The organism is Streptomyces sp. NPDC050856 (genome assembly GCF_040653855.1).
Classification (GTDB): domain Bacteria; phylum Actinomycetota; class Actinomycetes; order Streptomycetales; family Streptomycetaceae; genus Streptomyces.
In genome coordinates this window covers 1-20,248 of record NZ_JBFAGV010000041.1, presented here as the reverse complement: position 1 = coordinate 20,248, position 20,248 = coordinate 1, and the positions used below count along the sequence as shown (strand labels likewise).

Sequence of the window (20,248 nt, the reverse complement as noted above, 5' to 3'; positions counted from 1 at the left end):
CGAAGGGGACGGGGACGCCGAAGGAGACGTTCAAAACGGTACGGTCCGGTGTCGTTCCCGGACAAGGCGTGAGCGTTGCGGACCGACCGTCGAACCGTTGCGCGAAGGGGGCCTTCCGCGGTGATTCATTGCGCGGCCCCCCGCTCCCGCTCCGACGCGGGCCTCTCACCGCCCCCGGGGTGCGCCACCGGGCGGGTCGGGGCGGCGGCGGGGCCCGGTGGCGGCGCGTCCCGGTGGTGACCGGGGCCGTCAGCCGCGCGGGCGGCGAGCCGGCGCCGGCCGGGGGCCCCGGGCGGCGGACCGGGCCGGGTCCGCGTCCCGTGACGGCGGGGCCTCCCCGTCGCCGTCACGCGGTGCGATACGGAAGTCGAAGGCGGCGGTCCCCGGGTCCAGCGCGGTCACTCCCCCGTCGACGGTGAGCACCGCGCCGTTGACGAAGGAGGCGGCGGGTGAGAGCAGCCAGGCCACGGCCTCGGCGACCTCCTCCGGTTCGCCGGGGCGCCGGGCCGGGAGGAGCCGGGTGGCCTCCTCGTACGCCGCCTCGGCGCCGCCCTCCCCCAGCCCGGCCTCCTCGGCGAACCGCGCCATCCGCCGGTCGGCCATCTCGGTGCGCACCCAGCTCGGGCACACGGTGTTGGCGCGCAGGCCCCGCGGCCCGTAGTCGACGGCGAGGGAGCGGCAGAGCTGGAGGAGCGCCGCCTTGGAGGTCGCGTACGCGGCGTTCGCCACGCCGTTGCGCAGGGCGGCGACCGAGGCGACCGCGACGACGGAGCCGCGGGTGGCCAGCAGGTGCGGCAGCGCGGCGCGCAGCAGCAGGAAGGGGCCGGTGAGGTTGGTCCGCAACACCGTCTCCCAGTCCTCCACGGAGACGTCGCCCACCGCGCCACCGCGTCCCACGCCCGCGTTGAGGACGAGTCCGTCCAGGCGGCCGTACGCGGCCACGGCGGTGTCCACCAGAGCGCCGACGGCGTCGGGGTCGGTGGTGTCGGAGGGGCAGGCCAGGGCTCCGGTCTCGGCGGCGACCCGGTGCAGCGGTTCGGGCCGGCGGCCGGAGATCACGACCCGGTGTCCGGCCCGGCGCAGCAGTCTCGCCGTGGCGGCGCCGATCCCGGTGCCGCCGCCGGTCACGAGGAAGGCTCGCTCGTCCGTCATGGTGTCCGGCCTCCGCGGTGGGTCGCCTGTGGTCGGATGATCATAGGTCGGCCCGGGACGCCGGGGACAGGGCGCGGGCCGTCACGGTGCCGTGCGCGTGTCGCGGTCACGGGCCGGGAGGGCGCAGAGGGCGGTGCCGCCGGGCAGGCGCCGGCGGTTGTCCGCCACGATCCGGTACACGCCCCGGGCCACCCAGCCGACCGGAGGCGTGCGCAGCAGGAGCCCGAGCCACCGCCAGCGCCGGCGCCCGCTCATCAGCAGCTCGGCCACGGCACGGGCGCCGCCGTGGACGGGGCCGCCGGCCCGGCCGATCCACAGGACCTCGCGGTCGGCGCGCTCCTCGGTGACCCCGAGGGCGGCGAGGTCGGCGGACTGCCAGGGGACGATCTCGGCCCGCGGCCGGACGGCCCGCCGGGCGAGCCCGACCGCCGTGCCGCAGAACCCGCAGTCGCCGTCGAACAGCAGAACCGGCTGTGCCGTCATCACGACCCGCTTCCCGGGTGAGGCGTGTTGCGCACCCTCATCGACGGTACTCCGGACACCGCCTAGGCGGGCGAGCCCGAGGAGAAGCGGCGCAGCAGCGGGGAGAGCACCAGGACGGACCTGGTGCGCTCGACGAACGGCTCGCCGGCGATCCGTTCCAGTACGCGCTCGAAGTGGCGCATGTCGGCGGCGAAGACCTGGACGATCGCGTCCGCGTCACCGGTGACGGTGGACGCGGACGCGATCTCGGGGTAGCGCTCCAGGCCGCGGTGGATGGCCTCGGGGGAGGTGTTGCGACGACAGTAGATCTCGATGAAACCCTCGGTCTCCCAGCCGAGGGCCGCCGGGTCCACCCGGACGGTGAAGCCGGTGATGGCCCCTTCGGCCCGCAGCCGGTCCACCCGCCGCTTGACGGCGGGGGCGGACAGTCCTACGAGGGAACCGATGTCCGCGTAGGACCGGCGGGCGTCCTCCGCGAGCGCGTGCACGATGCGTTCGTCGAGATCATTCAGTCGCACTACGGGTGGGTCACTTCTCTGCGGTGGCCAATCGGGAGCGGCGCATGCCGTAGAGGAAGTAGAACACGAGACCCACGGCCATCCAGACACCGAAGACGGCCCAGGTGAAGGCGCCGAGGCTGAACATGTTGTAGACGCAGAAGACGAAGCCCAGCAGCGGGAACAGCCAGCCGAGCGGCACCTTGAAAGTGCGCGGCATGTCCGGGCGCGTCCGGCGCAGTACCACCACCGCGATGTTGACCAGGCCGAAGGCGAAGAGCGTACCGATGCTGGTGGCGTCGACCAGCTCGCTCAGCGGTACGGCGGCGGCGAGCACGCCGCAGAACAGCGAGACGATGATCGTGTTGACGCGGGGCGCGCCGCTCTTCTGGTGGATCCTGCCGAAGACCTTGGGCACCAGGCCGTCGCGGGACATGGCGAACAGGACGCGCGTCTGGCCGTAGAGCACGGTGAGCACGACGCTGGCGATGGAGATGACCGCGCCGGCGGCCAGCAGGGTGCCCCAGAAGGTCTGGCCGCTGACATCGTTCATGATCGCGGCGAGCGGGGCCGAGGAGCCCTCGAACTGCTTCCAGTCCCAGGCGCCGACGGCGACGGCGGCGACCAGGACGTAGAGCGCGGTGACGATGATCAGCGAGAGCATGATGGCGCGGGGCAGGTCGCGCTGCGGGTTCTTGGCCTCCTCACCGGCGGTGGAGGCGGCGTCGAAGCCGATGTACGAGAAGAACAGGCTGGCTCCGGCCGCGCTGACACCCGCCATGCCGAGCGGCATGAAGTCGGCGTAGTTGCCGGACTTGAAGCCCATGAAGCCGACGGCGCAGAAGAGGATCAGCGCGGCGACCTTGACCACGACCATGATCGTGTTGGCGCGGGCGGACTCCCGGGCGCCACCGAGCAGGAAGACCATCGCGAGCAGCACGACGAGCAGGGCGGGCAGGTTGAACACGCCGCCCTCGCCCGGGGCCGAGGAGAGCACCGCCGGGATGGTGACCCCGATCGTGCCGTCGAGCAGCTCGTTGACGTACTCGCCCCAGCCGACGGCCACGGCGGCGACCGACACGCCGTACTCCAGGACCAGGCACCAGCCGCAGATCCAGGCGACGAGTTCGCCCATCGTTGCGTACGCGTACGAATAGGAGGAACCGGCGACCGGGATGGTGCCGGCCAGCTCCGCGTACGAGAGGGCGGAGAAGAGAGCGGTGAGACCGGCGAGGACGAACGCGACGGTGACCGCGGGGCCGGCCTTGGGCACGGCGTCGCCGAGGACGACGAAGATGCCGGTTCCGAGGGTGGCGCCAATGCTGATCATGGTCAGCTGCCACATGGAGAGCGAGCGGCGAAGGGTGCCGCCTTCGCCCTGCCCACCCTCTGCGACCAGCACATCCACCGGCTTGCGGCGGGTGAGAGCGGAGAGCCCGGTCGCCTTGGGCGCCGGTGGCTCGGTGGCGGGCGGGGCTGCGCCTTGGTCCAGCACTGCGGGGGCTCCTTCATCGCTGCGGGTCGGACGACGGGGACCTGCGGCGGTTCGCGGGCACGGGGAAGAAGCCCACGGGGGAAGGGGAACCGCCGAGCAGGCGGTTGCCGCCACTCCTGGTACGGGCCCTGAGCCTACGAGCAGACCATCGCACTTGTAATGCATTGTTGTTGCGCATCAGCGAATGATCATTGCGCACTTGGGGCACAGACGGGGAAACATTGCGCCCTGCCGCACGAATCGACACATCGGGGTTCCTGTGCCACCATGCCCGGCCCCGTCCGTGTCCCCGCTCCACCGCTCGCCGACCCCTGCGCCGCCCGCTTCCCCCGGCGGGCGGCGGCCCGAAGACCGAACGAACGGAGGACCCCTGTATGAGCTGGCTGGCCCCTGAGCCGTTCCTGCGCGGTACGGCATGGCTGGACGAGGGCCGCGCGGTGCGCGCCGACCCGGCCGACCTGGCCCGCCTGCCGTGGGACCTCGCGCAGCGGGCCGCGCTGCCCATCGGTGTCCGGCTGGAGTTCTCGGTCGCCCCCGGCACCCGCGCCGTGCAGATCCGCTACCGGGCGGCGGTGCCGGGCGGGGCCGATCCGCTGCGCGAGATCGCGCACTGCTTCGCGCTGTGGCAGGGCGACCGGTGTGTGCGCGAGGTGTTCACCGAACCGTCCGAGGAGGCCACCGTCACCGTGGCGCTGCCGCCCGGCACCGGACCGTTCACCATCCACCCTCCGGAGAGCCAGGGCCCGGTCGTCCTCGGGCTGCGTGCCGTCGGCGGGACCCTGTGCCCCGCTCCCCCGCGCCCCCGCTGGCTGGTGCACGGCGATTCCATCACCGAGGGGTGGTGGTCCACCCGGCCCGCGCACGCCTGGCCGGCCGCCGCCGGCCGCGCGCTGGCGCTGGACCCGGTCAACCTGGGGTACGCGGGCGCCGGCCGGGGCGAGGCGGCGACCGCCCAGCAACTGGCCGGCCTGCCGGCCGAGCTGATCACCCTGGCCTTCGGCACCAACTGCTGGGCCGGTGTGCCGTACTCCGCGCCCCAGCTGTACGAGACGACGCGGGCCTTCATCGCACTCGTCCGCGCGGGTCACCCGGCCACCCCGCTGCTGCTGGTCTCCCCGGTGCTGCGCCCCGAGGCCGAGTCGGCGGCGAACGCCCTGGGCGCCACGCTCGCGCAGTTGCGGACCGCCATGGAGGAGGCCGTGCGGGATCTGGTCGCGGCGGGCGACGACCGGCTGGCGCTGCTGCCCGGCCGGGACCTGCTCGGCCCGGAGCACCTGGCGGACGGACTGCACCCCAATGACTCCGGTCACGCACTGCTGGCCGGCGCGGTCGCGGAAGCGGTCCGCGCGGAGGGGTTCCACCACGTCGCCCGCGCCGCCCGCCCGGCCCGCCCCCCGGCTCCCCGCCCGGCCCCCGCCCCGGCCGGTGGGGCCGGGGCGCGCCCGGGGCCGCGGGGGTTTCGCCCGGAGGCGGCGCGGCCCCGGAGCCCGGCCGGGAATTCGCGGGAATGACCGCCCGAAGTGTGGGTAGGGGCGACTTCGGTCCATGACTCGTTCCCGGTTTTTTGCCGGGGCCGGTCCGGCCATTACGATCCAACGGCTGTTGAACACGAGAAGCAGGGCCGGGCGGTCTGGTCGCGACGTTTCCGGCGTCTCTTCGGACAACCGCCCGCCTCGCTTCCGAAGGCGAGAGGTGCGTGTGAACACCAGCGAATCGAGCGTGCGGGACCGGCTCTGCGAGGCTCTGCGGGAGCGCGAGGAGGAAATCGCCGACCGCTGGGTACGCCTTCAGCTGGAGCAGGCCGTGCTCAGCACCGACATGAGCGAGCACGAGGTCCGTGAAGAGGCCGACCTGCTCATCTCGGCGCTGGTCGCGGGCCTGGCCGGCGACGTACCGGTGGAGCGGCTGGTCGCCACCCGCAGCGACCTCCGGCAGGCCGTGATGGAGCTCTCGCTGCGGCGGGCCAGGGCGGGCGCCTCGCCGACCGCCACCTCGATGGCGGTCCTCTCCCTCAAGGAGGCGCTGCTGTCGGCCGTGCAGCACACCACCCGCGACTCGGCCGAGCTGTACTCCGCCGCGATCCTGATCAGCCGGCTGCTGGACGCCGCCGGGGTGCTCTCCTTCGAGACGTACGTGGAGGGCCGCGAGGAGATCATCAAGCGGCAGAGCCGCCAGCTCCTCGAAGTGTCCACGCCCGTGGTGCGGCTGTGGCGCCACGTCCTGGCCGTCCCGCTGATCGGCACGCTGGACACCGCCCGTACCCAGGTGGTCATGGAGAGCCTGCTCCAGGCCATCCAGGACAACGAGGCGCAGGTGGCCATCATCGACATCACCGGCGTCCCGGCGGTGGACACGGCGGTCGCCCAGCACCTGATGCACACCGTCAACGCGGTGCGGCTGATGGGTGCCGACTGCGTCATCAGCGGCATCCGGCCCCCGATCGCGCAGACCATCGCGCAACTGGGCATCGACCTGTCCAACATCCTGACGCGCGCCACACTGGCGGACGCGCTGGCGGCGGCCATCCAGCTCACCGACCAGCCCGCCGCCGGACCCGGCACCGGCTCCGCCCGGCCGGTGACCGCGTGAGCGCCCCTCGCGCCACCGGCGTCCCGATTCTCCGGCTCGGCGACGTGCTGGTCACCGGGCTGCTCAACGAGCTCGACGACCAGTCGGCGCTCGCCTTCACCGACGAACTCACCGAGCGCATCGTCGGCGACGGCGCCCGGGGGGTCCTGATCGACATCTCCCGGCTGGAGGTCATCGACTCGTTCGTGGCCCGCACGCTGATGGAGCTGACCACGATGGCACGGCTGCTGGGCGCCCGGGTCATCGTGGCCGGGATGCGGCCCGCGGTCGCGATCACCCTGGTGGAGCTGGGCCTCCAGCTGACCGGCGTGGAGACGGCCCTCAACGCGGAGCAGGGCCTCACCGCGCTGGGCTGGCACCGCATGCCCCAGCCACCCCGGGAGGGCCGCCTTGACGCTGTACGGTGAATGGCTGGCGGCCGGCCCCGACGTGGTCGCGCCGCGCGCCCCGGACGGCACGGGGGGCGAGGCCGCGGAGCCGGACGGGCGGCCGGACGGGGCACGCCCGGCGCGCTACACCGTCGCCTCCGAGGAGGACCTGCTGACGGTGCGGCACGCGGTGCGCGCCGCGACGATCGAGGCGGGCTTCGGGCTCGTCGACCAGACCCGTATCGTCACCGCCGCCAGTGAGCTGGCCCGCAACGCCTATGTGCACGGGGGCGGCGGCACCCTGGAGATCCAGCTCCTCAGCCAGCCGGGCCGCCGCGGGCTGCGCCTGACCGTGCGGGACGACGGCCCGGGCATCCCGGACGTGGAGGCCGCGCTCGCCGACGGCTTCACCACCGGCGGCGGCCTGGGGCACGGGCTGGGCGGCGCGCGCCGGCTGATGCACGAGTTCCAGGTGCGCAGCGTTCCGGGACGGGGGACCACCGTGGTCGTGACCCGCTGGAACGAGCGCTGATGACGGTCACCGCGCACATCCGGGTCGACCACTACAGCGCCGTCCAGCTCGCGGCCTCCGCCGCCCGCCGGACGGCGGAGGCCCAGGGGCTCTCCGGGGCGCTGCCGGACCGGGCCGCCGTGCTCGCCAGCGAGCTGGCCAGCAATGTGGCCAAGCACGCCCAGTCCGGCTCGGTGTACATCCAGCCGCTGCCGCTGCGGGCCGGCGTGGAGGTGCTGGCGGTGGACCGGGGGCCGGGTATGGCGGACCCCGAGCGGTGCCTGGCCGACGGGTACAGCACCAGCAGCTCCCTGGGGTCCGGCCTGGGGGCGGTGCGGAGGATCTCGGACGAGTTCACCCTGCGGACGAGGCCGGGCACGGGCACGCTGGTCTGCGCCCGGCTGGGCGAGCCGGTGGGCCGGCCGGGGACCGCCCCCGAGGTGCCGGCCGTCGGGGCGCTGCGGGTGCCCGCCGACGGCGAGCGCGCCTGCGGGGACTCCTGGGGCGTGGCCACCGCCGACGGCCGGCGCACCGCCCTGGTCGTCGACGGCCTGGGCCACGGGGAGCCCGCCGCGGAGGCCGCCGAGCTGGCCGTCCGGGTCTTCCACCGGGACCCGGCGCTGCCGCTGCCGGGCCTGCTCCAGGCGATGCACCGGGCGCTGCGCCGCACCCGGGGCGCGGCCGTCGCCCTGGTCCGGCTGGCGCCCGACGTGGCGGAGCTGTGCTCGGTGGGCAACATCCGGGCCCAGGTGCTCAGCCACCACGGCGTGCGGGAGCGGTTCGGCGGCCAGCCGGGTGTGGTCGGCTGGAACATGCCCGAGCCGCGGGTGCGGCGGCTCACCGCCGGACCGGCCAGTACCGTCGTCCTGCACACCGACGGCGTCGACGACCGCTGGATGCGCGACCCGTCGCCCTTCCTCCTGGGACTGCCCGCTCCCCTGCTCGCGGGGGCGCTCGTCCACGAACACCGGCGCGGCCGGGACGACGCGACCGTACTCGCCGTCGGCCCGGCACGGAGAGGCGCGTGAGTACGGTCATGAACCCGCAGACCACCACCCACCATTCGCTGGCGGGCCTGCGCACCACCCTGCGCCGTCTGGCCCACCGCGCCGGTCTGCCCGTCGAGCTGCGCTACCGGCTGGCGCTGTCGGCGGTGCAGGTGGCCGCCCGTGAGCTCGACGCCGGGCGGCCGGTGATCCTGGAGGCCGTACCCCAGGAGCCGGCCGGGGGCGAGCCGCGGCTGACCGTACGGCTGCGGCTGCCGTACGCGCGGCGCCGGCCGTCGCTGGACGGCCTGCCGCTGCCGGCGGAGCCCATGCCGGGCGCCGCCGCCGTGTGGCGGGTGCCCGCGCCGGCGCTGCCCGCCCAGCCGGCCAGGAAGGAGCCGCCGGGCCTGGTCGAGCTGCTGGAGGAGGAGCTGGGTGAGGCGGTGCGCCGGATGGACGCGCTCGCCGAGGACCACCGGCGGCTCAAGCACGAGCTGGCCGAGACCAACAGCGGGGTGCTGGCGCTCTACGTCCAGCTCGAGGAGCGCGACGAGCAACTGCGCCAGGCACACGGCCGGATACTGCGCCAGCTGGAGGACGCGCTGCGCCCGCCACCGGTACGGGTGCCGGGCCTGGAGATGGCGGTGCACTACGAGCCGGCGGAGAAGCACGCCCCGACCGGCGGTGACCTGTACGACTGGTTCCTGCTGCCGGACGGCACGGTGCACATCACGGTGGTGGACGCGCTGGGCCACGGCCTGACCAGTACGCGCAGCGCGCTCAACGTGACCCACGCGGTACGCACACTGGCGCTGGAGGGCCACCCGCTGCAGTCGATCGTGGCCCGTACCGACGAGGTCCTGGCGACCTTCGACCACGAGCTGATGGCCACCGTCCAGCTGGCCCGTCTGGACCCGTCGAACGGTGACCTGGTGCTGGCCAACGGCAGTCACCCGCCGGCCCTGCTGGTGCGCGAGGACGGCACGACCCGGCTGCTGGAGGTGCGCGGGCGCGGCATCGGCTTCCCGCTGCCGGGCAGCGAGCGGCTGCTTCGGGACCGACTGGAGCCGGGAGACCTGCTGGTGCTCTACACCGACGGGCTCACCGAGAGCCGGCGCGACCCGCGCGAGGGCGAGCAGCGGCTGGCGAGCGCGGCGCGGCGCCACCGCCACCGGCCGATAGAGCAGATCCCGGGCGCCATCGCCGAGGACATGCACACCGTGATCCTCCATCCCGACGACACGGTGGCGCTCACGGTCCGCCGGGTGGAGGCCCCGCCCGCCGCCTCCGGGGACTGACCGGCCGGCCGTGGTCGCCCGCGGCGGGAGCGCGCGGCCCGGGCATCGGGGGCCCCTCACTCGGCGGCGAGCAGCCCTTCCCGCAGCCGTGCGGTGATCCGCGACAGCAGCCGGGAGACGTGCATCTGGGACACGCCCAGCTCGGCCCCGATCCGGGCCTGCGTCATCTCCTCGACGTACCGCATGCGCAGGATCTCCCGGTCCCGCTCGTCGAACTCCTCGATCAGCGGCTTCAGCGCCTGGACGTTCTCCACCAGTTCCATGTCGCGGTCCGACTCGCCCAGCCGGTCGCCGAGGGTCTCGGAGGAGTCGCCGCCACCGTCGTCGAGCGGCAGGTCCAGGGAGCCGGCCGAGTAGCCGTTGGCGGCCACCAGTCCCTCCACCACCTCGTCCTCCGTCAGCCCGAGGTGGTCGGCCAGCTCGGCGGCGGTCGGCGAGCGGTCCAGCCGCTGGAAGAGTTCGTCGTTCGCCCGGGCCAGGTCGATACGGAGTTCCTGAAGCCGCCGCGGCACGTGCACCGACCAGCTGGTGTCCCGGAAGAACCGCTTGATCTCACCGATCACGCAGGGCATCGCGAAGGTCGCGAACTCGACCTCCCGGGTCAGCTCGAACCGGTCGATGGCCTTGATCAGTCCGATGGTGCCGACCTGGACGATGTCCTCCATCTGGTCGGAGCGGTTGCGGAAGCGCGTGGCCGCGTACTTGACCAGGGAGAGGTTGAGCTCGATGAGGGTGTTGCGTACGTACTGGTACTCCGCGGTCCCCTCCTCCAGGGCCGCCAGCCGCTCGAAGAACCGCTTGGAGAGTTCCTTGGCGTCCCTCGGAGCCACCGCGGCCGGGTTCCTGAGCACCGGCAGTTCCTCGGCGGCCACCCCCACCCGGGAAACCGTCTGCGGTGCGGGACCGGTCGTGACCGTGGCCGTCATGGACACTTGCCCTCCCTGGTTCTCATCCGTGCGCGGGCACTGGCGCGCCTACCCCGGTTCGCCCGGGTCACGCCCGCCCATCGCGGACGGCCGGTGAAACGCGCCGGGAGCCGCACCCCGCGCGGGACGGGAGGCGGCTCCTGGAGCGTGTGGTGAGGGCGGGTCAGTTCCAGCTGGCGTGCAGCGGCTTGCCCTCGGCGTAACCGGCGGCGCTCTGGATGCCCACGATCGCCTTGTCGGCGAACTCCTCCAGCGAGGCGGCACCGGCGTAGGTGCAGGACGAGCGGACACCCGCGATGATCGAGTCGATCAGGTCCTCGACACCCGGGCGGGCCGGGTCGAGGAACATCCGGGAGGTGGAGATGCCCTCCTCGAACAGCGCCTTGCGGGCCCGGTCGTAGGCGGACTCCTCGCTCGTGCGGTTGCGGACGGCGCGCGCGGAGGCCATGCCGAAGGACTCCTTGTACAGGCGGCCGTCGGCGGACTGCTGGAGGTCGCCCGGGGACTCGTACGTACCGGCGAACCAGGAGCCGATCATGACGTTGGACGCGCCGGCGGCCAGCGCCATGGCGACATCGCGCGGGTGACGGACGCCGCCGTCGGCCCAGACGTGCTTGCCGTACTTCTTGGCCTCGGCGGCGCACTCCAGGACGGCGGAGAACTGCGGGCGGCCCACACCGGTCATCATGCGGGTGGTGCACATGGCGCCGGGGCCCACACCGACCTTGATGATGTCCGCGCCGGCCTCGACCAGGTCGCGTACGCCCTCGGCGGCGACGATGTTGCCCGCGACGATCGGTACGTGCGGGTCGAGGCCGCGGACGGCCCTGATCGCGGCGATCATCGATTCCTGGTGGCCGTGGGCGGTGTCCACGACGAGCGTGTCCACACCCGCGTCCAGCAGCTGCTTGGCCTTGCCGGCGACGTCGCCGTTGATGCCGACGGCGGCGGCGATGCGCAGCCGGCCCCGGTCGTCCACGGCCGGTGTGTAGAGCGTCGCGCGCAGCGCGCCCTTGCGGGTGAGGATGCCGGCGAGGCGGCCGTCCTTGTCGATGGCCGGGGCGTACCGGCGGTTGTGGTGGTCGAGCGTGTTGAACGCCTCGCGCGGGTCGATCTCCGCGTCGAGCAGCAGCAGGTCCCTGGACATGACCTCGGACAGCTGGGTGAAGCGGTCGACGCCGGTCAGGTCCGTGTCGGTGACGACGCCGACCGGCTTCCGGTCCGCGTCGACCACGACGCCCGCGTTGTGCGCGCGCTTGGGCAGCAGGTGCAGGGCGTCGGCGACGGTCTGCGTGGGGTCGAGCACGATGGGGGTGTCGAGCACGTGGTGGCGGCTCTTGACCCAGGAGATGACGTCGGTGACGACCTCGATGGGGATGTCCTGCGGAATGACGACGAGGCCGCCGCGGCGGGCCACGGTCTCCGCCATCCGGCGGCCGGCGATCGCCGTCATGTTGGCGACGACCAGCGGGACGGTGGTCCCCGAGCCGTCGGGGGAGCTGAGGTCGACGCCCAGGCGGGAGCCCACGGCCGAGCGGCTAGGCACCATGAACACATCGTCGTACGTGAGGTCGTACGGCGGCTTCAGGTCATTGAGGAAACGCACGTGCTGAACATCCCAGTCGTTCGGAGTTGGCCCCCGGGCATTTCAGCCGGGGGGAAAACGCACGTACTTCAGTCTCCCATGACGGCACCGGTGCCCGCCCCGGGCGAAAGCTCCAGGCCACACGGGGTGGCCTGGTGCGATGCTCCAACCGGGGCGCGGCCGGCTACGGACGGGCCAGGTCGTCGGGGTCGACCCGGTCCAGCGCCGGGCGCGGTCCGGGAGCCGACTCGGTCAGCAGGTAGTCAGCGGCCGAGGTGTCGGTGACCAGGCTGGTGACCAGACCGGATCTCAGGACGGCTCCGATGGCGGCGGCCTTGCGCTGGCCGCCCGCGATGGCCACGACCTCCGGGATGCGGCGCAGCCGGTCGGCCTCGACGGTGATGCACCGCTCCCCCAGGTCGCGCCCGACCCGGCGGCCGGCCGCGTCGAAGAGGTGGGCCGACATCTCGGCGGCGACACCGAGCGACGCGTAGTGGGCGCGCTCCTCGTCGCTGAGCATGTCGTGGACGGTGGAGATGCCCGGCTCCCACGAGCCGATGGAGACCGCGGCGACGGTGACCTTGTCGAAGTAGTCGAAGGCGCGGGCGATCCCGGTCTGGTTGCGCAGCGCGGCGGCGGTGGCCGGGTCGGGCAGCAGCATCGGCGCGTAGATGGGGTGCGCCTCGCCGCCGGAGACCTGGGCGGCGCGGCGCACCGCCTCCACCGAGCCGCGTTCGGCGGTGCCGGCGTCGTAGACGCCGGTGAGCTGGACGACCGTGCAGGGCGGCAGCCGGTCCAGGGCGGCGGCCATGTGGATGGTCGACCGGCCCCAGGCGAGGCCCAGGACGTCGCCCTCGTTCACCAGCTCGCCGAGGAGGTCGGCCGCCACCTCGCCCAGGTTCTCCGGGTCGGGCGAGGAGTCCTCGCCCTCCGGCGGGGACTCCACGACGACCGCGTGGCGCAGGCCGTACCGGGCGCGCAGCGCGTCGGAGCGCTCCGCGTCCAGCTCGGCGGGCACGCGGATCTCGATCCGTACGAGGTCCCGCTCCAGGGCCGTCTCCAGGACCCGCGCGACCTTGAAGCGGCTGACGCCGAACTCCTCCGCGATCTGGATCTTGGACTTGCCCTCGAGGTAGAAGCGGCGGGCCATGGCCGCCGCCTGCACCAGCTCCGCGGGTCCCATCCGCAGGGCTGGCCGTCCCGCCGACATTGCAGACACCGCGTTCTCCTCACTGCTCTTCACACTTCGGACCGCCATCCTCGCAGATGCGGCGGACCGTGATCAGTCCTGTCGGGTGGCGTTCATCTGCTCGTGGCTCAGTGGCCGCACGCCCAGCCGGCGGCGGCGGTCGCCTCGTTCGCCTGGTTGCGCAGCATCCGCACCGCGGCGGCCGGGTCGTCCGTGCCGTAGACCGCCGACCCGGCGACGAACACATCGGCGCCCGCCTCGGCGCACTGCTCGATGGTGGCCGCCGATACGCCGCCGTCCACCTGGAGCCACAGCTCCAGGCCGTGCTTGCCGATCAGCTCCCGGGTGCGGCGGATCTTGGGCAGCGTGATGTCCAGGAACGCCTGGCCGCCGAAGCCCGGCTCGACGGTCATGATCAGCAGCATGTCGAGCTCGGGGAGCAGGTCCTCGTACGGCTCGACGGGCGTGGCCGGCTTCAGGGCCATGGCGGCGCGGGCGCCCTTGGCGCGGATCTCCCGGGCCAGCCGCACCGGGGCGGCGGCGGCCTCGACGTGGAAGGTGACCGAGCCGGCCCCGGCCTCCACGTACTGCGGAGCCCAGCGGTCGGGGTCCTCGATCATCAGGTGGCAGTCCAGCGGGGTGTCCGTCGCCCGGCTGAGCGCTTCCACGACGGGGACGCCCAGGGTGAGGTTGGGCACGAAGTGGTTGTCCATCACATCGACGTGGAGCCAGTCGGCGCCTTCGACGGCCCTGGCCTCGTCGGCGAGCCGGGCGAAGTCTGCGGACAGGATGCTGGGGTTGATCTGGGCCATGTGCCAAGCCTGCCATGTCCCATGGGGTTTCTTTGACCGGATGGCCCGGCGGGCACCGCCGGACCGGCACCCCGTCCGGTACGGACCGGGGCACTCGCCGCAGTCCGGGCATTCGCGGTGGCCCTCGGCCCGTCCCCCGGCCGCCCCGCCCGGGCCGCCGCCCGGCCGGGCGGGCGGCGGCCCGGGTCAGGCCGTGCGCCGCAGCAGGGCCAGGTACATCGCGTCCGTGCCGTGCAGGTGCGGCCACAGCTGGACGTCGGGGCCGTCGCCGAGCGCGGGAACGCCGGGCATCAGGGGCCGGGCGTCCAGGAGTTCCGCGCCGCCCGTCGCCTTGAGCACGTCGTCCACGACCACCCGGGTCTCCGCCAGGTGCGGCGAGCAGGTGGCGTAGCCCACCACGCCGCCCACCCGTACCGCGCTCAGCGCCTCGGTCAGCAGGGCGCGTTGCAGCGGGGCGAAGCCCTTGAGGTCCTCCGGACGGCGGCGCCAGCGGGCCTCCGGGCGGCGGCGCAGCGCGCCCAGGCCGGTGCACGGCACGTCCACCAGGACGCGGTCGAAGGCACCGGGGCGCCACGGCGGGCGGGTGCCGTCGGCGGCGATGACCTGGTACGGGCCGGGGTTGCCGGTCAGCGCCCGGTCCACCAGGCGGGCCCGGTGCGGCTGCTTCTCGGAGGCGAGCAGGGCGGCGCCCCGCCCGGCCGCCAGCGCGCCCAGCAGGGCCGCCTTGCCACCGGGGCCGGCGCAGCCGTCGAGCCACCGCTGGTCGGGGCCGTCGAGCGGGGCGTTGGCGAGTGCGATCGCGACGAGCTGGCTGCCCTCGTCCTGGACGCCGGCCCGGCCGTCGCGCACGGCCTCCAGGGCACCCGGCTCGCCGCCCTCGCTCAGCCGTACCGCGTACGGCGACCAGCGTCCCGGCAGCCCGGCCTCCTCGCCGACCGCGTCCAGCAGCTCGTCCGTCGTGGACCGGCCCGGGCGGGCGACCAGTGTCACCTCGGGCCGCTCGTTGTCGGCCTCCAGCAGGTCCTCGATGCCGGCCCGGCCACCGCCCAGCGCGTCCCACAGCGCCGAGACGACCCATCGCGGGTGCGAATGCATCACGGCCAGATGGTCCTCGGGGTCGTCCTCGTAGGGCGGGGCGACCTGCTCCAGCCAGCCGTCCAGGTCGTGCTGCGCGATCTTGCGCAGCACGGCGTTGACGAACTTGGCCCGCCCGTCGCCGAGCACCACCCGCGCCAGCTCCACACTCGCGGACACCGCGGCGTGCGAGGGGATGCGGGTCCCCAGGAGCTGGTGGGCGCCGAGCGCGAGCACGTCCAGGACCGGCGGGTCGACCTCGCGCAGCGGCCGGTCGATGCAGGCGGAGATGATCGCGTCGTACGTCCCCTGGCGGCGCAGCGTCCCGTACACCAGCTCGGTGGCGAGCGCCGCGTCCCGGGCGTCGAAGCCGTCCCGCTCGCGGGCCTTCCTCAGCAGCGGCGGCAGGACCAGGTTGGCGTAGGCGTCACGCTCGTCGACGGCCCGCAGCGCGTCGAAGGCCAGGATACGGACCGGATCCTTCTTGGGGCGGCGGTACGGCTTGGGGGGACGGCGACGGGACTGCTCGCTCACAAGGTGCTCCGCGTTTTCGTAAGGGCCGAACCCCTCCAGCGTAATCCCTGCCGAAGGCCGGCCGCCGCCCGGCCGGGCTCCCGTCACCTGCCCAGCCGCGCCGTGGTGTCCGCGCCGTCGAGCGGCTCCCCGATGATGTCCGCGTGCCCGGCGTGCCCGGTGTGCCGCGCGGTCTCCGGGCACACAGGTGCGGCGGGATCCGGCGTCCGGAGCGGTGGTGCCCGGCGCCGGGCTCCCAGGGCGCCTCGGGCAGCGGCACCCTCCCGCCCGGCGGCGAGCCCGGAGCCGCGTCCCGCCTGCCGTCCGCTGCGGCGCCGCTGCCGCTGCCGCTGCCGCTGGTCAGGATCTCCGGCCACCCGCGCTCCTCCCGGTGACGTGGTGGAGGATGCCGCCGGGTGTGAGCTCGCTGACGGTGGGGGGGGAAGGCGCGCGGCGCCGCCACCAGCTCTTCGCCCATCCGAGGCCACGGGCCAAACCCGGGCGCGGTACAGGACGGTTTCCGTCCTAGATCGCCGGGTCCGTACCGCCGACCCGCTCCCCCACGGCGATGCGCACCCCGCGCGCCCAGTCCGCGCCGCGCATCGGCTTCTTGCCCTGCGGCTGCACCCAGAGGAGCTCGACGGCGTGCGAGCCGGTCCCCACGTACACGTTGTTCTTGCCGGCCGACAGCTCGCCGGGGGCCAGGCCGGTGTGCTCGGGCACGAGCGCCACCTGGACCAGCTTCAGGCGCTCCCCCCGGAAGACGGTCCAGGCACCCGGCGCGGGCGTGCAGCCGCGCACCACCCGGTCCACGCGCAGCGCCGGCGCCGCCCAGTCCACGTGCGCGTCCTCGACCGTGATCTTCGGCGCCAGGGTGATGCCGTCGGCCGGCTGCGGCACGGGCTCCAGGGTGCCGTCCTCGATGCCGTCCATGGTCGCGGCGAGCAGCCCCGCACCGGCGAAGGCGAGCCTGGTGAGCAGGTCGCCGCTGGTGTCGGTGGGCCGCACCTCCTCGGTGATCACGCCGTAGACGGGCCCGGAGTCCAGCCCCTCCTCGATACGGAAGGTCGACGCCCCGGTCACCGCGTCACCGGCCATGACCGCGTGCTGCACGGGAGCGGCGCCGCGCCAGGCGGGCAGCAGCGAGAAGTGCAGGTTGACCCAGCCGTGCGCGGGCACGTCGAGCGCGACCCTGGGCAGCAGCGCTCCGTAGGCGACGACCGGACAGCAGTCGGGTGCGATCTCGCGCAGCCGGGCCAGGAAGTCCTCGTCCCGGGGCCTGGCCGGCTTCAGCACCTCGATACCGGCCTCCTCGGCCCGCTGGGCGACCGGGCTGGCGACCAGCCTGCGGCCCCGTCCGGCGGGCGCGTCGGGCCGGGTCACCACAGCGGCCACCTCGTGCCGGTCGGAGGCGATCAGGGCGTCCAGAGCGGGTACGGCGACCTCGGGGGTGCCTGCGAACACGAGCTTCATCGGTGGCTGACTGCCTGTCTGTTCCGGGGCGGTGGGCGGGCGGCGCACCAGTCTAGGCGGCCGGGCGGCAGGGGGCGTACGTCACTGCGCGCGCCCCGCGGGCGTTCGGATACGCCGTTCCAGCGTGACCCCGACCGCCGGTGGCGCGTTGGTCAAGTGAGATTGACCGAAACGGGCCGCCCCGGTGCGGCCCACCCCTTTTCCACGCCGGTTCGAGAGGCTTGTCAATGGCCGACCACGCAACCCACGACGCCCAAGCCCGGGCAAGTCTGCACCTGCTGGTGCGGGACATCGAGCGGGTCCGCCGGCAGGTGGACGCACTGCGCACCCTCACCGCCCAGCTCGGCAATGTGTACCGCCCGCGGCGGTCCGGCCCGTCCACGGGCTTCGTCGTCTACGGCCGGGCCCCGGCCCCCACCGTCCGGCTCGCCCAGGAGCTGCGGGACAGCGTCGAGACGCTGGTGACCGCCGCGGTGGAGTTCGACCGCTCGCTGGGCTTCTCGTGGGACGCGGTGGGCTCGGCGCTAGGGGTGACCAAGCAGGCGGTCCACCGCCGGTACGGTACGCGGAAGGCGACGGCGCAGCAGGCGACCGGCCCGGACGCGGAGCGCGCGACGGAGCCCGGCACGACCCGCACGCTGCCGGGCCTTCCGGGCGTCCCCGGGGGCCCGCCGGTGCCCGCCGTCCCGGCCGCCCGGTCGATGCCGCCGCAGCCGACGGCGGGCTCCCAGTCGCTGCGCGAGGAGGCCCGACCGGGCGCCGCCTTCCCCGCCCCCCGCAACGGCTGAGCCGCCCATCGGCACGGCCGTCCCGCGCATCCGGCCGCGGCGGGGCGGCCGGCCCGGTACGGGCGCGCGTGCGCCCGGCCGGGACGCGGTGCCGTGCCCCCGCTCGGGCCGTCACCCGTCGCTCGCCCGCGCCCCGGCGGGCCTCCCGCCGACCGGGGTCAGCCGATGTCCGGCGGGTCCACCCGGATGCGGACCGGGGCGTCGCCGCCACGGGCCAGCCGGGCGGCCTGGGTCGCCTTGAGGGCGGCCGCGAGGGCCGCGCCGCTGCCGGGCGGTACCCGCAGCAGGGCCCGCTCCCAGACCTCGCCCGGCGGCGCGTCACCCGGACGGCGGGGTGCCCCCGGCGGCGGGGGCGGCAGCGGTACCGGGCCCAGCACCTCGGCGTCGCCCGGCAGGTCCGCCGCCGCGAGGAACGCGGCCACCGCCTCGGCGCGTCCGGTCACGGACGCCATCCGGGACACCGGGGGGAAGCCCAGCTCCGCCCGCTCGGCCAGCTCCCGCTGGGCGTGCCCGACCGGGTCCCACCGCACCAGCGCCTGGACCGGCCGGAGGGTCGGTTCGGCCACCACGACGACGGTGCCGCCCTCGCCCTGTCCGCGCACCAGCGAGGCCGCGTCGATCCAGCGGCGCAGCGCGTCCTCACCGGCCCGCAGGTCCGGCCGGCCCAGCATGGCCCAGCCGTCCAGCAGCAGCGCCGCCGCGTACCCGCCCTCGGCGACCGGCTCGGCGCCCGGAGTGCTGACCACCAGCGCGGGCCTGCCCGGCACGGTGTCCAGCACGTGGTCCCGCCCCGACGTCCGCACCGGTACCGCGGGGAACGCCCGGCCCAGCTCCTCCGCCGTGCGCCGCGCGCCCACGACCTGGGCCCGCAACCGGGTGCCCCCGCACTCGGCGCAGTGCCAGTCGGGCGCGCCCCGGCCGCACCAGCCGCACCTGAGTCCACGCTGTTCGGGCGCCTCCAGCGGCCCGGCACAGTGCCGGCACCTGGCGGGCGCACGGCACCGTTCGCAGGCCAGCCGGGGGACGTACCCCCGGCGCGGCACCTGCACCAGCACCGGCCCGGTCCTGAGTCCTTCGCGCACCGCCTGCCAGGCCAGTGAGGGCAGCCGGGCGGCGCGGGCCGCCTCGTCACGCGCCAGGTCCGTGTCGCCCACGGTGCGGACCAGCGGGGCGGTCGTCCGGACCAGCTCGCGGGGCGCCACCAGCGGCCGCGCCCAGCCGGTGCCGACGAGCTGGGCGGCCTCGACCGTGCAGCTCGTACCGCCCAGCAGGAAGGCGCACTTGTCGAGCGCGGCGCGCAGCAGCAGCACCTCGCGGGCGTGCGGCAGCGGCGCGTGCGGCTCGCTGTGGCTGGAGTCGCCGTCGTCCCAGATGGCGACGAGCCCGAGGTCCCGTACCGGGGCGAACATCGCGGCCCGGGTGCCCACGACGGCCCGCACGGCGCCCCGCCGGACGGCGAGCCACTGCGCGTACCGCTTCTCCGGGCCGGCCTCGGCGGTGAGCACCGCGTGCCGGCCCTGTCCCAGGACGCCGGTCAGCGCCGCGTCCACCCGGGCGGCGGCGCGCCCGTCGGGCACCACGACCAGGGCCCCGCGCCCCGACGCCAGGGTCGCGGCGACGGCCCGGGCCAGCTCATCGGCCCAGTGCGGGCCGGGAAGCGCGTTCCACACGGCACGGGGCGCACCGCCCCGGGCGAGCGCCTCGACGAAGGCGGCGCCCTGTCCGTAGCGCGCCCAGGTGCCCGCATCGGGTGCCGGGGGCGGGGGCAGCGGCTCGGGTGACGGTCTGCCCTCGGCACGGGCGTTGCGCGGCGGGACCGCGAGCTGGAGGACATCGGCGAGGCTGCCCGCGTACCGGTCGGCCACCGCCCGTGCGAGCCCGAGGAGCTCGGGGCTCAGCACCGGTTCGGGCGACACCACTCCGGCGAGCGCGGCGAGCGGGCCCGCGTAGTCGGACTCCGCCCGGCGCTCGATCAGGAAGCCGTCGATGAGCCGGCCGCCCTCCCGCCGCCCGCCGCGCACCTGGTGCGACCCGGCACCGAACCGCACCCGCACCCGCACCCCGGGCCGGGCGACGGTGTCGAGCTCCTCGGGCACGGCGTAGTCGAAGAACTGGTCGAGGTGGAGCACGCCCTTGTTCACCACCACCCGCGCGACCGGGAGCTTTGGGGCCAGCGCGGCCCCTCGCCAGGTGCGCGGCTTGGCCCGGGGCACCTTCGCCGTGCGGACGGTCTCCCGGATGAGCGCGAGCTGCTCGGGCTGTTCGTCCGGCCGCCCCCGCTGCTTCCCGTTCTCGCTGCTCACAGCCACCTTCCTACCAGACCGCACGGACAGCGCGGCTGCCGCGGAAAACGCCGAAGTCCGGCACCCGCCGAGGGGTGCCGGACTTCGGGGAAGCGTGCCTACAGCCCCGCCGCCTTGCGGAGGGCGTCGACGCGGTCGGTGCGTTCCCAGGTGAAGTCGGGCAGTTCGCGGCCGAAGTGGCCGTAGGCGGCGGTCTGCGCGTAGAT

General features: G+C 74.7%; 18 protein-coding genes. 7 read left to right on the top strand and 11 right to left on the bottom strand.

The features are described 5' to 3' along the window. Positions 1-249 precede the first annotated feature (249 nt). The 4 genes from AB0H53_RS26650 to AB0H53_RS26635 all read right to left on the bottom strand — a co-directional run bounded on the left by AB0H53_RS26650 (position 250) and on the right by AB0H53_RS26635 (position 3,627). Positions 250-1,152 carry an SDR family oxidoreductase gene (locus AB0H53_RS26650; protein WP_362118383.1) on the bottom strand — a complete coding sequence of 301 codons (903 nt, stop codon included), beginning with the start codon at positions 1,150-1,152 and terminating at the stop codon, positions 250-252. A gap of 81 nt (positions 1,153-1,233) precedes the next feature. Further along, entirely contained in the window at positions 1,234-1,635 is a 402-nt protein-coding gene (locus AB0H53_RS26645) for a DUF393 domain-containing protein (protein ID WP_362118380.1), read from the bottom strand. Positions 1,636-1,697: 62 nt separating this feature from the next. Beyond that, entirely contained in the window at positions 1,698-2,153 is a 456-nt protein-coding gene (locus tag AB0H53_RS26640; protein WP_362118377.1) for an Lrp/AsnC family transcriptional regulator, read from the bottom strand. Between the two features lie 10 nt (positions 2,154-2,163). After that, a complete protein-coding gene (locus AB0H53_RS26635; RefSeq protein ID WP_362118374.1) occupies positions 2,164-3,627 on the bottom strand; it encodes an amino acid permease in 1,464 nt (487 codons plus the stop codon). 374 nt (positions 3,628-4,001) lie between these two features. Here AB0H53_RS26635 and AB0H53_RS26630 point away from each other — a divergent pair, with 374 nt between their 5' ends. From AB0H53_RS26630 to AB0H53_RS26605, 6 genes are all read left to right on the top strand, one after another. Next, positions 4,002-5,138, top strand: coding sequence for a GDSL-type esterase/lipase family protein (locus AB0H53_RS26630; RefSeq protein WP_362118371.1), 1,137 nt, complete (start codon positions 4,002-4,004; stop codon positions 5,136-5,138). 187 nt (positions 5,139-5,325) lie between these two features. Continuing rightward, complete coding sequence (locus tag AB0H53_RS26625) at positions 5,326-6,216, top strand: STAS domain-containing protein (protein WP_362118368.1); 891 nt, start codon at positions 5,326-5,328, stop codon at positions 6,214-6,216. After that, complete coding sequence (locus AB0H53_RS26620) at positions 6,213-6,623, top strand: STAS domain-containing protein (RefSeq protein ID WP_362118365.1); 411 nt, start codon at positions 6,213-6,215, stop codon at positions 6,621-6,623. The genes AB0H53_RS26625 and AB0H53_RS26620 overlap by 4 nt, the downstream gene beginning before the upstream one ends. After that, positions 6,607-7,116, top strand: a complete 510-nt coding sequence (locus AB0H53_RS26615) for an ATP-binding protein (protein ID WP_362118362.1) — start codon at positions 6,607-6,609, stop codon at positions 7,114-7,116. Before AB0H53_RS26620 ends, AB0H53_RS26615 begins: the two co-directional genes overlap by 17 nt. After that, entirely contained in the window at positions 7,116-8,123 is a 1,008-nt protein-coding gene (locus AB0H53_RS26610) for an ATP-binding protein (protein ID WP_362118359.1), read from the top strand. Before AB0H53_RS26615 ends, AB0H53_RS26610 begins: the two co-directional genes overlap by 1 nt. 8 nt (positions 8,124-8,131) lie before the next feature. Then, positions 8,132-9,379, top strand: a complete 1,248-nt coding sequence (locus AB0H53_RS26605) for a PP2C family protein-serine/threonine phosphatase (RefSeq protein WP_362118456.1) — start codon at positions 8,132-8,134, stop codon at positions 9,377-9,379. A 56-nt stretch (positions 9,380-9,435) separates the two neighbouring features. On the opposite strand, the gene AB0H53_RS26600 is transcribed toward AB0H53_RS26605, so the two are convergent. From AB0H53_RS26600 to fmt, 6 genes are all read right to left on the bottom strand, one after another. Then, positions 9,436-10,305, bottom strand: coding sequence for an RNA polymerase sigma factor SigF (locus AB0H53_RS26600; RefSeq protein ID WP_362118356.1), 870 nt, complete (start codon positions 10,303-10,305; stop codon positions 9,436-9,438). A 163-nt stretch (positions 10,306-10,468) separates the two neighbouring features. Continuing rightward, positions 10,469-11,911 carry a GuaB1 family IMP dehydrogenase-related protein gene (locus tag AB0H53_RS26595; protein WP_362118353.1) on the bottom strand — a complete coding sequence of 481 codons (1,443 nt, stop codon included), beginning with the start codon at positions 11,909-11,911 and terminating at the stop codon, positions 10,469-10,471. A 163-nt stretch (positions 11,912-12,074) separates the two neighbouring features. Then, positions 12,075-13,133: a sugar-binding domain-containing protein gene (locus AB0H53_RS26590; protein WP_362118350.1), complete on the bottom strand. Its 1,059-nt coding sequence runs from the start codon at positions 13,131-13,133 to the stop codon at positions 12,075-12,077. 74 nt (positions 13,134-13,207) lie between these two features. Beyond that, positions 13,208-13,891, bottom strand: coding sequence for a ribulose-phosphate 3-epimerase (gene rpe, locus AB0H53_RS26585; protein WP_362118347.1), 684 nt, complete (start codon positions 13,889-13,891; stop codon positions 13,208-13,210). Positions 13,892-14,077: 186 nt separating this feature from the next. Then, entirely contained in the window at positions 14,078-15,499 is a 1,422-nt protein-coding gene (locus AB0H53_RS26580) for a transcription antitermination factor NusB (RefSeq protein ID WP_362118344.1), read from the bottom strand. Positions 15,500-16,003: 504 nt separating this feature from the next. Then, the gene (gene fmt, locus AB0H53_RS26575) at positions 16,004-16,951 is read right to left on the bottom strand and encodes a methionyl-tRNA formyltransferase (RefSeq protein WP_362118340.1); all 948 of its coding nucleotides are present in this window, start codon (positions 16,949-16,951) and stop codon (positions 16,004-16,006) included. Between the two features lie 227 nt (positions 16,952-17,178). Between fmt and AB0H53_RS26570 the strand changes: the two genes are divergently transcribed. Continuing rightward, entirely contained in the window at positions 17,179-17,739 is a 561-nt protein-coding gene (locus AB0H53_RS26570; protein ID WP_362118337.1) for a hypothetical protein, read from the top strand. A gap of 158 nt (positions 17,740-17,897) precedes the next feature. On the opposite strand, the gene AB0H53_RS26565 is transcribed toward AB0H53_RS26570, so the two are convergent. Next, positions 17,898-20,042 carry a primosomal protein N' gene (locus AB0H53_RS26565; RefSeq protein WP_362118334.1) on the bottom strand — a complete coding sequence of 715 codons (2,145 nt, stop codon included), beginning with the start codon at positions 20,040-20,042 and terminating at the stop codon, positions 17,898-17,900. Positions 20,043-20,248: the final 206 nt, after the last annotated feature.